This is a genomic window from Mycobacterium sp. (genome assembly GCF_025933915.1).
GTDB lineage: Bacteria > Actinomycetota > Actinomycetes > Mycobacteriales > Mycobacteriaceae > Mycobacterium.
This window is the reverse complement of sequence record NZ_JAICZA010000149.1, coordinates 1-11,305: the sequence shown is the minus strand read 5'-3', so window position 1 is coordinate 11,305 and position 11,305 is coordinate 1. Positions and strand designations below refer to the sequence as shown.

At 66.3% G+C, this 11,305-nt stretch carries 11 protein-coding genes, 2 tRNA genes and 1 pseudogene; 5 read left to right on the top strand and 9 right to left on the bottom strand.

Translation table 11 applies throughout. The features are described 5' to 3' along the window. Positions 1 to 978 (top strand): cytochrome P450 (locus tag Q0W90_RS19600; RefSeq protein WP_297776048.1); only part of this gene is annotated, 978 nt, incomplete at its 5' end. Here Q0W90_RS19600 and bcp read toward each other — a convergent pair. Next, positions 979 to 1,452, bottom strand: coding sequence for a thioredoxin-dependent thiol peroxidase (bcp, locus tag Q0W90_RS19595; protein ID WP_297592494.1), 474 nt, complete (start codon positions 1,450 to 1,452; stop codon positions 979 to 981). Positions 1,453 to 1,556: 104 nt separating this feature from the next. On the opposite strand from bcp, the gene Q0W90_RS19590 reads away from it, so the two are divergent. Next, positions 1,557 to 1,784 (top strand): DUF3618 domain-containing protein, encoded by a 228-nt coding sequence (locus tag Q0W90_RS19590; protein WP_297592581.1) that lies wholly within the window; start codon positions 1,557 to 1,559, stop codon positions 1,782 to 1,784. Here the strand turns inward: Q0W90_RS19590 and Q0W90_RS19585 are convergent. From Q0W90_RS19585 to Q0W90_RS19570, 4 genes and pseudogenes are all read right to left on the bottom strand, one after another. Then, complete coding sequence (locus Q0W90_RS19585; RefSeq protein WP_297592496.1) at positions 1,771 to 3,510, bottom strand: DUF3556 domain-containing protein; 1,740 nt, start codon at positions 3,508 to 3,510, stop codon at positions 1,771 to 1,773. The genes Q0W90_RS19590 and Q0W90_RS19585 overlap by 14 nt on opposite strands. Before the next feature lie 117 nt (positions 3,511 to 3,627). After that, on the bottom strand, positions 3,628 to 3,894 hold the full coding sequence (locus tag Q0W90_RS19580) for a hypothetical protein (RefSeq protein WP_297698186.1): 267 nt from the start codon (positions 3,892 to 3,894) through the stop codon (positions 3,628 to 3,630). A gap of 135 nt (positions 3,895 to 4,029) precedes the next feature. Further along, a tRNA-Lys gene (locus Q0W90_RS19575) sits at positions 4,030 to 4,102 on the bottom strand. A 213-nt stretch (positions 4,103 to 4,315) separates the two neighbouring features. Further along, a pseudogene (locus Q0W90_RS19570) lies at positions 4,316 to 4,495 on the bottom strand (sterol carrier protein domain-containing protein); the annotation flags it as partial. A 316-nt stretch (positions 4,496 to 4,811) separates the two neighbouring features. Here Q0W90_RS19570 and Q0W90_RS19565 point away from each other — a divergent pair. Further along, entirely contained in the window at positions 4,812 to 6,023 is a 1,212-nt protein-coding gene (locus Q0W90_RS19565; RefSeq protein WP_297698185.1) for an Ig-like domain-containing protein, read from the top strand. A gap of 9 nt (positions 6,024 to 6,032) precedes the next feature. Here Q0W90_RS19565 and Q0W90_RS19560 read toward each other — a convergent pair whose 3' ends face one another. The 3 genes from Q0W90_RS19560 to orn all read right to left on the bottom strand — a co-directional run bounded on the left by Q0W90_RS19560 (position 6,033) and on the right by orn (position 7,302). Then, the gene (locus Q0W90_RS19560; protein WP_297592502.1) at positions 6,033 to 6,416 is read right to left on the bottom strand and encodes a hypothetical protein; all 384 of its coding nucleotides are present in this window, start codon (positions 6,414 to 6,416) and stop codon (positions 6,033 to 6,035) included. A 114-nt stretch (positions 6,417 to 6,530) separates the two neighbouring features. Beyond that, positions 6,531 to 6,606, bottom strand: a tRNA-His gene (locus tag Q0W90_RS19555). A gap of 48 nt (positions 6,607 to 6,654) precedes the next feature. Next, complete coding sequence (orn, locus tag Q0W90_RS19550; RefSeq protein WP_297592504.1) at positions 6,655 to 7,302, bottom strand: oligoribonuclease; 648 nt, start codon at positions 7,300 to 7,302, stop codon at positions 6,655 to 6,657. Between the two features lie 230 nt (positions 7,303 to 7,532). Between orn and Q0W90_RS19545 the strand changes: the two genes are divergently transcribed. Further along, positions 7,533 to 9,080 carry a helicase HerA-like domain-containing protein gene (locus Q0W90_RS19545; RefSeq protein WP_297776045.1) on the top strand — a complete coding sequence of 516 codons (1,548 nt, stop codon included), beginning with the start codon at positions 7,533 to 7,535 and terminating at the stop codon, positions 9,078 to 9,080. A gap of 112 nt (positions 9,081 to 9,192) precedes the next feature. On the opposite strand, the gene cmrA is transcribed toward Q0W90_RS19545, so the two are convergent. Continuing rightward, positions 9,193 to 9,999, bottom strand: a complete 807-nt coding sequence (gene cmrA / locus Q0W90_RS19540; RefSeq protein WP_297776043.1) for a mycolate reductase — start codon at positions 9,997 to 9,999, stop codon at positions 9,193 to 9,195. Positions 10,000 to 10,067: 68 nt separating this feature from the next. Here cmrA and Q0W90_RS19535 point away from each other — a divergent pair. Beyond that, a partial coding sequence (locus Q0W90_RS19535) for an MFS transporter (protein WP_297776041.1) occupies positions 10,068 to 11,305 on the top strand: 1,238 nt, incomplete at its 3' end.

Below are 11,305 nucleotides of genomic sequence, written 5' to 3'. Positions count from 1 at the left end.
TTTGTCGACGAGATCGTGCGGGCGAGCATCGACGAGAAGATCGAAGTCGGGCGGATCGACTTCGTCGACGATCTCGCGAACGTCGTGCCCGCCGTCCTGACACTGGCGATCATGGGCGTTCCGCTGAAGAAGTGGCAGCTCTATTGCGAGCCGGCCCACGCCAATGTCTACACTCCCGCCGATTCCCCGGACGCCCCAAGGGTTTTGGAGCAGACGATGGCGATGGGGATGGACCTGTTCAACCACCTCCTCGAGATTCGCGAGAACCCACGCCCGGGCTTAGTGGACGCGATGGCCCGAATGAAGATCGACGGCGAACCCGCCCCCGACAGCGAACTGCTCGGCATGCTCGGCCTGATCATCGGCGGAGGTTTTGACACGACGACGGCGCTGACCGCGCACGCACTCGAATGGCTGGGCGAAAATCCGGAGCAGCGCGAGCGGCTGAGACGGGACTCGGAAACGTTGCTCGACTCGGCGACCGAGGAATTCCTGCGCTTCTTCACGCCCGCTCCAGGGGACGGCCGCACGATCGCCGCCGATCTGGAAATAGCGGGGACGCGGTTCAAGGAGGGCGATCGCCTGTGGTTGTCGTGGGCGATGGCCAACCGCGATCCCGCGGTGTTCCCCGATCCGCATCGATTGGACCTCGGTCGTAAGAACAACCGGCACTTCAGCTTCGGGCTCGGCGTCCACCGCTGCATCGGCTCGAACGTCGCGCGGATCGTGTTCAAGTCGATGCTCACGGCGGTGCTCGACCGGATGCCCGACTACCGCTGCGAACCCGAAGGCACGGTGCACTATCCGACCATCGGCGTGATCCAGGGCATGCAGCACCTTCCGGCGACCTTCACCCCTGGGAGGCGGCTCGGCCCGGGGATCGACGAGACGCTGGACAAGCTGCAGCGGGTGTGCGACGAACAGGGCATCGCGCGGCCGATCACCGAGTACAAGGAGGTCGCCGTCATCGGCGACTGACTACACCGACAAATCGCGGCGAAGTTTGGCGACGTGGCCGGTGGCCTTGACGTTGTACTGGGCGAGCGCGATCTTGCCCTTCTCGTCGACGACGAACGTGGAGCGGATCACGCCCGTGACCGTCTTGCCGTACATCTGCTTTTCGCCGTAGGCGCCCCAGGCCGTCAGCACCGTGCGGTCGGGATCGGACAGCAGCGGGAACGTCAGCCCCTCGGTGTCACGGAATTTGGCTAGCTTCTCCGGCTTGTCGGGGGAGATACCGATGACGTCGAGGCCGGCGCCGTTGAGCTCGGCCAGGCTGTCCCGAAAGTCGCACGCCTGCTTGGTGCACCCGGGAGTCGAGGCGGCGGGGTAGAAGTAGACGACGACCCGGCGTCCCTTGTAGTCGGCCAGTGACACCTTCTTGCCGTCGGCGTCGGGAAGGCTGAAGGCGGGCGCCTTGTCGCCCGGTGCAAGCCGCGTGGTCTCGGTCAAGGTGGGTCCCTTTCTGTTCACCGGAGCGTTGGGGTTACCGCCAGCTGATCTAGGGTAGTTCGGGCAGGTGTATGAGCCGGATAGTGGGCGACTTGGAGGACACAGTGGCGGACCGCGACCCCGAAGCCATCAAGCGAGACATCGACGTCGCCCGCGACCAGCTGGCGGCCACCGTCGATTCCCTTGCCGAGCGGGCGAACCCGCGGCGCCTCGCCGACGACCTCAAGACCCGGGTCATCGGGTTCGTGCAGAAGCCCGTGGTGCTGGCGTCGCTGGCCGGTGTCGGGGTCCTTGTCGTGGTGGTGACGGTGCGTCGGGTCAGGAACCGCTGACGCGGTCGGTCTGGACGTACACCGGAATATCGTCGGCCCAGGGCTGATTGACGACCATGTCGGCGACGTCGCAGTAGCCGCGTTCGAATTCGCCGGTCGCCGCGTCGACCAGCCGGTATTCCTGCCGTTGCCGGTGGATGGGCTGGGCGTCGAGGATCACGACCCGCACCTCGCCCGGTGCGAACCCGCACCGCTGCTGCAGCGCCTCGATGAGGCACTCGTTGTGCATGTGCCCGTCGCCGAAGTTCCAGCCGAGAACCATTGAGCAGAGAACTTCACCCTCGCACAGGTTGTAGTCGTCCTCGTCGTAGTCGGCCATTGCCCGGTGCGCCAGGGTGAGCAGCGCGCGCCCGTGCGTGTTCATGCCGCGGAACGCGAGCGCAAGGTGCAGGGGGATCAGGGTTTCCTCTTTGCTGCCGTACAACCGTTCGAGCTGCAGATGCTGCATCGGGCCGAGCGCGCGGGAGCCGACGCGGAACTTCTCGTCGGCCGACGGGCGGACGCACCACAAGGTGGTGTCCCAGTTGCCGGCGTAGTAACGCATGCCGGGCAGGAAGGAGACCTTGCGCGGGTAGAGGTTTCCCGCGACGACGGTCCCGGCGAGCACCACGAACAGGATGGCTATCGGCCACGGGTTGCTGATGCTTGACAACCCCTGCGGCGCGTGCGCGACGAACAGCCACAGCACGCCGAAGATCATGAACACGTTCCACTCCAGCGGCACGCCCATCGGGAAGGCCAGCAGGATGTTCAGGTGGAACACGATCATCACGAAGGCTGCGATTGCCGTCGGCCACCCGCCGGCCGAGAACAGGAGCACCAGTGGCACCAGACCTTCGACCGCGGTCGAGAAGTGCGCGATGAAACCCGCCAGCGCGCTGGGCCGCAGGTCGTCGGGATAGCGCCGGAACATCGACCGCTTGAGCGGCCCCGACGGGATGAACGGGTTGTTCGCCAGCATCGTCGAGATCACGAACGGGAAGTGTTTGTTGAGCTTCGACGTCGCCGCGCCCAGCCAGATCACCATGAAGACGACCTTGGCCCCGACGACGATGTCCGCCCCGGTGAACAGGAACGCCAGCGCCAACGGCGCGTACACCTCGCCGCGCGCAGCCAGGAAGATCACCTTGTCGCGCAAGCTGATTGCGGCCAGCACCGCCAGGATCGCGGCGGTTTGCCACCGCGGCAGCACGCCGATCGCCGTGTCCAGGGCGGGAATCGGCCCGGTCCCATCGGACACCAACGCGACACCGAGCAGCACCAGCAGGACTCCGTACAGCACCGCGTCGAACGGAGTTCTGTTGCTGCCCTTGGTCAGCGGCACCCGATCGGACCAGGGAGGCAGCCGGATGGTGCCGGGCCGCAGCCAGTACAGGATGGAACCCATGGGCGGGAAGTAACGCCCGGCGAGCGGCCCGAAGCAGCATCCGAGGCCGACGACTTCGAACATCATCGTGTAGAGCACGGCCTTCTGGAACACGATCGGCTCCGACCACCAGGCGCCGACGTGGGTGAAGCCGCCGACGCCCCGGGTCGACCACGCGAAGAGCCAGCCGCCCAGGATGTACAGCGCGATCTTCACGCCGTACATCACGTGCATCACCAGCGGAGTGCCGAACCCGTGCTGGGCGATGTGGCGCGCCATCGGCACGATCCGTTCGGCGCGTGGGCGTGCGCTCCAGTCGGCCACATCGACGACGGGCAGATTGGGCCGGATGAACCCCATTGCGGCTCCTTCGACGCAGCAACACCGATCGGTGCCAGCAAGAAACTACCTGCACGGCCGGCTTTTGCGGGCGGATACGACGGCAAACGGCTTCCGGAGATGGATCAGCCGCTCCGGCTACTCCCACCCCGGCGGGTCGTTTTCGGCCATGTATGTCTCCCACGCCGCGCGGCGCATCGCCCGGGTGTGCAGGGCCTGGCAGATCGCCTGCGCGTCGGCGGCGCTGGTTGCCCGGCCCAGATCGTGGTGTACCAAGCCGTCGTCGACGCGTTCGGCGCGGAAGCCGCCCGTCGAGACCGCATGGACGCGGTACTCGCTGCGGTCGTCGATGTTGGCATGGAAGTGGCCCTCGTAGGGTTCGACCCACTTCAGCTCAGTTTTCACAGGTCCCCTTTGGAAAAACGCCGTCGCTGCGATGGTAGGGCGCCTTGGGGCTGTTGGAAAAGACTTCCAGATGGATGGCGACGATCCGCCCGCGATCGGAAGTGGACGGATCGCCGAATAAAATTCGGTGAGCTGTGCGCCGTCAGGGTTTCGAACCCCGGACCCGCTGATTAAGAGTCAGCTGCTCTACCAACTGAGCTAACGGCGCTTGTGGTCGGCCGAGACCGCGTAGGCGACAATAACAGGCGTTGTGCCGCGTAGTGAAATCCCGACCGGCTCCCAGGATAGCTGCCAGGCACGAGAGAGCCGACACACGTCGCGGCCCGATCAGGGCGGCCGTTGCCTGGCCGTCGTCAAACTTGGTGCCGCACAGTCGCGCGGGCCAACGAAAGACGCTGCCGCACAGGTTCTTTGCGTGATGTCACAAGACCGTACCGCAGAATGGCGCCCGGTCGGTACCGAAGGCGACGCCCAGCTCACCCAACGCGCCCTGGCGCAGTTCGGTGATGCGGTCGGCCCGGGAGAGCTGAGCAGCTCGGTGGGCCCCCATGCGGATGGTGGCCAGGTCGGCCAGACCGAGTTCGATATCCGCGGGCCCGTTGACGCATCCATGTCTCCATCGCAGATATCGGGACGATCGCGTTGGTGGCCGCCGCCGCGCTGATGACGGCGGCCATCATCAAACTCGCCCGCGTCGAGGCCGTTGCGACCTCTGACAGGGTCGAGGCGGAGCTCCACGAGGAGGCCGGGCAACGCGCGTAGCCGGCGCGCGGCGACGTCGCTGACATCGGCTGAATGACGAATTCATTGCGGCGTCGACACCGATCGGTCGTCCGGTCCGGTCTGGGCATGTGGAGTCGGCAAAACCCACTAGAATGCCTGCAGCTAGGTCAGCGGTGACCAACTTCGAGAATTGAATGGAAGGTCACTGGATGACGCCTTTGCGTGGACACCGATCGTGGCTGGCAGCCGCGATCGCCACGGTTGCTGTGTTTGCGGTCGCCTGCGGCGACAACCACGCGGCCGCGCCGGCGAAGGTGATCTTCGACAAGGGCACCCCGTTCGCCGACCTGCTGGTCCCCAAGCTCACCTCCTCGGTGACCGACGGCGCCGTCGGCGTGACGGTTGATGCACCGGTGACGGTGAGCGTCGCCGACGGTGTGCTCGCGTCGGTCACCATGGTCAACGAAAACGGCAAGTCGATCGGCGGGAAACTGACCCCCGACGGCCTCCGCTGGGCGACCACCGAGCAGCTCGGCTACAACAGGCGCTACACGCTGAGCATGAAGGCGACCGGGCTGGGCGGCGCGGCCAACAAGCAGATGACCTTCGAGACCAGTTCACCCGCCCACCTGACCATGCCCTACGTCAGTCCGGTCGACGGCGAGGTGGTGGGTATCGGTGAGCCGGTGGCGATCCGCTTCGACGAGAACATCGCGGACCGGGCGGCGGCACAGAGAGCCATCACCATTACCACGAACCCGCCCGTGGAGGGCGCGTTCTACTGGCTCAGCAATCGCGAAGTGCGTTGGCGTCCAGAGCATTTCTGGAAGTCGGGGACCGCCATCGACGTGGCGGTCAACACCTACGGGGTGGATCTGGGCGATGGGATGTTCGGTGAAGACAACGTCAAGACGCACTTCACCATTGGTGACGAGGTGATTTCGACGGCCGACGACACCACGAAGACGGTGACCGTGCGGGTCAATGGTGAAGTCGTCAAGACCATGCCGACGTCGATGGGCAAGGACAGCACGCCAACGGCCAACGGTGTTTACATCGTTGGGGCGCGGTTCAAACACATGATCATGGATTCGTCGACCTATGGGGTTCCGGTCAACTCGCCCAACGGATATCGCACCGAAGTCGACTGGGCCACGCAGATGTCCTATAGCGGAGTCTTCGTGCACTCCGCGCCGTGGTCGGTGGGCGCCCAAGGCCGCACCAACACCAGTCACGGATGCCTGAACGTCAGTCCCAGCAACGCCGAATGGTTCTACGACCACAGCAAGAGCGGTGACATCGTCGAGGTTGTGCACACCGTGGGGCCGACGCTGCCGGGCACCGAGGGGCTGGGCGATTGGAACATCCCGTGGCCACAGTGGAAGGCGGGCAACGCCAATACCTGACCGGTCCGGTCAGTCGATCTTGTGCCAGCTTCCGCAGCTTCTGGTCATGAATGCGGTATCGGTCGGCAAGATGCGAACCACCTGGGGGCCGTCACCGACGTTGTTGTCGATGATGTCGTTGGTGTCGAAACTGCGCAGCCTCGCCCAATAGCACCCGGATTTGCCGCCGTCGGTGCGATAGGTGCCCGCCGCGATCTCCTTGTTGACGATGTAGGTGCCGTTGGCCTCGATGGACGTCTTCGGTCCCGGTGGGGGCGGCGGGGCGACGGTCTTCGTCACCGTTTTCGTTTCCGCCGGCGGGGTCGATATGACAGTGGTCGCCGTGTGGCTCGACCCGCCGCAGCCCGCGAGGAGCAACGTGACAGCCGCGATGGCGGTTTTCGTCGCTCGCATCGTGGGCGAGACGGGACATTGTCTGTTCACTGGTTTCCACTCATGGGTGCAACGGCGGTGCGCGGAGGCGCTACCACCGTAAAAGGTCAGGGAGCGGCGATGCTCCCTGACCAATGGGGTGAGTGACGGGACTCGAACCCGCGACATTCAGGATCACAACCTGACGCTCTACCAACTGAACTACACCCACCATGGCTGTGTGCCGACCGCAGGCCTGCACGAGCAGCGACTGTCGATACTAGCGGCTCGGCGGCGGGCCGGCCGAATCGCTTGGTCCCGGAGCGTCTTTTTCGCCGTCAAGGGCGGCGACAGCCGCCTCGATCTCGCTGGTAGGCGGGCCCGGCGGGGAGACGAACGCGGTCCGCCGGTAGAACTGCAATTCGCGGATCGATTCATGGATGTCGGCCAGTGCGCGGTGGGCGAGCCCTTTGACCGGCTGACCGAAGTAGATCCGCGGGTACCAGCGCCGGCAGAGCTCTTTGATCGAACTCACATCGATCATGCGGTAGTGCAGGAACGTGTCCAGGGCGGGCATGTCGCGCACGATGAACGCGCGATCGGTGGCGATCGAGTTTCCGGCCAGCGGCGCTGTCTTGGGTTGCTTGACGTGTTGGCCGATGTAGTCCAGCACCATCGCCTCGGCGGTCGCGAGGTCGACGGTGGACGCCCGCACCTCGTCGATCAGCCCGGAGCGCGAGTGCATCTCGGTCACCACGTCGCCCATCGCCGAGAGGGCGGCATCGTCTGCGTGGATCACCACGTCCACTCCGTCGCCGAGGACGTTCAGATCGGCATCGGTGACCAGTGCCGCGATCTCGATCAGCTTGTCCGAACCAAGATCCAGGCCGGTCATCTCGCAGTCGATCCACACCAATTCGTCTCGCACAGCGCTCAGACTAGTGGCGATCGCAAGTGCGGCGGAGCCGGGCGCGGCGGGTCGCCACCATCGGGCTAGTGGCGATCGCAAGTGCGGCGGAGCCGGGCGCGGCGGGTCGCCACCATCGGACCAGGCGCAGGAGGCGTCAACCTTGGGCCTCGCTCCCGAATCGGCCCGAGAAGTAGGGTGAGCGTGGTCGAACTGCATGCCGAATCACTGGGGAAGAGGGGCGCAGCACGATGAGCACCGATTCAGCGGCGACGCCGGCGAGCCGGATCGCGGATGGGTACGCGGTCGACGGCCAGGCACTGGAATTGGGCACCGTCGTGGTCGACGGCGCCGCCGACCCGACGGCGCAGATCCGCATTCCGCTGGCGACCGTGAACAGGCACGGCCTGGTGGCCGGCGCGACGGGTACCGGCAAGACCAAGACGCTGCAGCTGATCGCCGAACAGCTCAGCGCCGCGGGTGTACCGGTGCTGATGGCCGACGTGAAGGGTGATCTGTCCGGGCTGTCGAAACCGGGGGAGGGCAACGACAGGACGGCCGCACGCGCCAAGGACACCGGCGACAATTGGACCGGGACGGGATTCCCGGTGGAATTCCTCTCGCTGGGTGTCGGCGGGCTCGGTGTGCCGGTTCGGGCCACCGTCACCAGTTTCGGTCCGGTCCTGCTATCAAAGGTGTTGGGGCTCAATGCTACTCAAGAGTCGACGCTGGGCCTGATCTTCCACTGGGCCAAGGAAAAGAATTACCAGCTGGTCACCCTGGAAAATCTTCGTGCCGCCATCACCCACCTGACCAGTGACGAGGGCAAGGAAGATCTGAAATCCCTTGGCGGAGTGTCGTCCACAACAGCGGGCGTCATCCTGCGCGCGCTGGTGAACCTGGCGGGCGAGGGCGGCGACACGTTCTTCGGTGAGCCGAAGCTCGACCCGCAGGACCTGCTGCGCGTCGACCAGGGCCGCGGCATCATCTCGCTGCTGGAGTTCGGCGGCCAGTCCTTGCGCCCGGTCATCTTCTCCACCTTCCTGATGTGGTTGCTGGCCGACCTGTTCACCGTCCTGCCCGAGGTCGGCGACGTGGACAAGCCGAAGCTGGTCTTCTTCTTCGACGAGGCGCACCTGCTGTTCGCCGATGCGTCCAAGGCCTTCCTCGAGCAGGTCGAGCAGACCGTGAAGCTGATCCGCTCGAAGGGCGTCGGGGTGTTCTTCTGCACCCAGTTGCCCACCGATCTGCCCAACGACGTGCTGTCCCAGTTGGGCGCGCGGATTCAGCACGCGCTGCGGGCGTTCACCCCCGACGACCAGAAGGCGCTGTCCAAGACCGTCCGGACTTACCCGAAAACCGATGTCTACGACCTGGAGTCGGCGCTGACGTCGCTGGGGATCGGCGAGGCCGTCGTGACCGTGCTCTCCGAGAAGGGCTCGCCCACGCCCGTCGCCTGGACCCGGATGCGGGTGCCCCGCTCGCTGATGGCGTCGATCGGCAACGACGCGATCGTCGCCGCGGCGAAAGACAGTCCACTGCAAGCGAAGTACGGCCAAACGGCTTCCCAACCGGCGCAGCCGTCGGCCCCGCCTGCCCCGCCGCCGCAAGCTCAGTCCGACTACCCGCCCGTCCCGGCGAATGACCCGGTTCCGCCGATGCCGGAGCCCGCGGAGCCCAGGGGGCCCGGCTTGTTGGCGAGGCTGTGGCACGATCGGGAAGTACAAAGCGTCGTAAACATGGGGATCCGCGAGATCATCAAAGCCAAGTTCGGCACTGGCCGTCGCCGCCGGAAGTAGCACGGGCGGTGCGTCGCGGGTGTAACCGGGCTGCGAAAATCCGGGCCTCAACTCGCAGCCACGTTACGCTCGCGAGCAAGCGGCCCACCAACCGCCGACGCGAGTGAGTGGCTTACCCGCCGCCGAGCTTCTTGTAGAACGCGCCCACGATGGGCGCCACGATGGCGCGCGGGGCGTAGCCGCTCGCCACCGACATGGCCTTGGATGTCAGGCCGGGGACAACGCGCATTTTGTTGCGACCCAACGCATCCAGTGATACCCGAGCGGTGTGTTCCGTCGAGATCCACAGGAAGTCCGGCACCAGCCGCTCGACGATCGACGCTTCGGTGTCGGCGGGGAGGTCGGTGCGGACCGGGCCGGGCGCCAGCAGTGTCACGTTGACGCCGGACCGGCGAAGTTCCCCGCGCAGCGATTCGGTGAAGGTATTCACGAACGCCTTGGTGGCAGCGTAGGTGGCGTTGTAGGGGATCGGCGAATTGCCGGCCGCCGAACCGGAAATCAGGATGCCGCCGGCCTTGCGCTCGACCATGCCGGGCAACACCGCCAACGTAAGGTCGTGCACCCCTAGGACATTCAGCTGCAATTGCGCCTTCTCGACGGCCGGATCGAGCGTGGCAACCGGCCCGAAGGTCGCGGTACCCGCATTGGCGCACAGGATCGAGACGGGGCGGGCGGCCAGCTCGTCGCACAGTTTCGTGCGTTCGCCCGGGTCGGCAAGATCGGCGGCGCGCACCTCGACGGTGACGCGATACTTGTCGGTCAGGCGGGCGGCCAGATCCTCGAGCAGGTCCTCGCGTCGCGCGGTGACGATCAGGTTGTGTCCGCGGGCGGCAAGTTCGGTGGCAAGCGCTTCACCGATGTTCTGCGAAGCTCCGGTGACAACGGCGCGTGCCTCGGGGCTTGGGGCGGGGATCGGCATGCGCCAATCGTAGACAGCCGGCGAATCGCCATCCGCAGGCGATCGCGAGCGCCGCTAGAGTGCCGGGAATGAGTCAGCCGGAGTTGCGTTCCGCCGCCCCCGTGCGATCGCACGTGGTGGCGTGGGCGCTCTGGGACTGCGGCTCGACCGGCCTGAACGCGATCGTGGCCACCTTCGTCTTCGCCGTGTATCTGACCAGCAGCGTTGGGGTAGGCATCGCGGGCAGCACGACGCCGGCGAGCTGGCTGGGCCGGGCCGCGGCCCTCGCGGGGCTGACCGTGGCGGTGCTGGCGCCCGCCGTCGGCGTGTGGGTGGAGTCTCCGCAGCGCAGACGGGTGGCCCTGAGCGTGCTGACCGCCGCGGCGGTGACGCTGACCTGCATGATGTTCTTCATCCGCGATCGGCCCGCCTACCTGTGGGCGGGCCTGGCGCTGCTGGGGGCGACGGCGGCCTGCGGCGACCTGGCCAGCGTCCCGTACAACGCCATGCTGCGCCAGCTTTCGACGCCGCAGACGGCCGGCCGGATATCCGGGTTCGGCTGGGCCGCGGGCTACGGCGGCAGCGTCCTGCTGTTGCTGGTGATCTACACCGGGTTCATCTCCGGATCGGGTTCGGGACCGGACGCGACGCGGGGCCTGCTGCGAGTTCCCTTGCAGGACGGGCTCTATGTCCGCGAGGCGATGGTGGTGGCCGCCGCTTGGCTGGCGGTGTTCGCGCTGCCGTTGCTGTTCGTCATACACCGGCTGCCGGCGTCGGCGGAGGTGCATCAGCCCACGAGCATGTTGGGTGGTTACCGGAAACTGTGGGCGGAGGTCTCCGCGGAATGGCGGCGCGACCGCAACCTGGTGTACTTCCTGATCGCCAGCGCGCTGTTCCGGGATGGGCTGGCGGCGATCTTTGCCTTCGGCGCGGTGCTGGGCGTCAACGTCTACGGCATCTCGCAGGCGAACGTGCTGATCTTCGGGGTGGCGGCCTGCGTCGTCGCCGCGGTGGGTGCGGTGCTGGGCGGGTTCGTCGACCACCGGGTCGGATCGAAACCGGTCATCGTGGCCTCGCTGCTCGCGATCGTGATCCTGGGACTGACCTTGATGGTGTTGTCCGGACCGGTGGCCTTCTGGGTCTGTGGGCTGCTGCTGTGCATGTTCATCGGGCCGTCGCAGTCGTCGTCGCGCGCGCTGCTGCTGCAGATGGCCAAGTACGGCAGGGAAGGGGTCGCGTTCGGCCTCTACACCATGACCGGACGAGCGGTGGCGTTCCTGGCGCCGTGGCTGTTCTCGGTGTTCGTCGACGTATTCGGTGCCGTGCG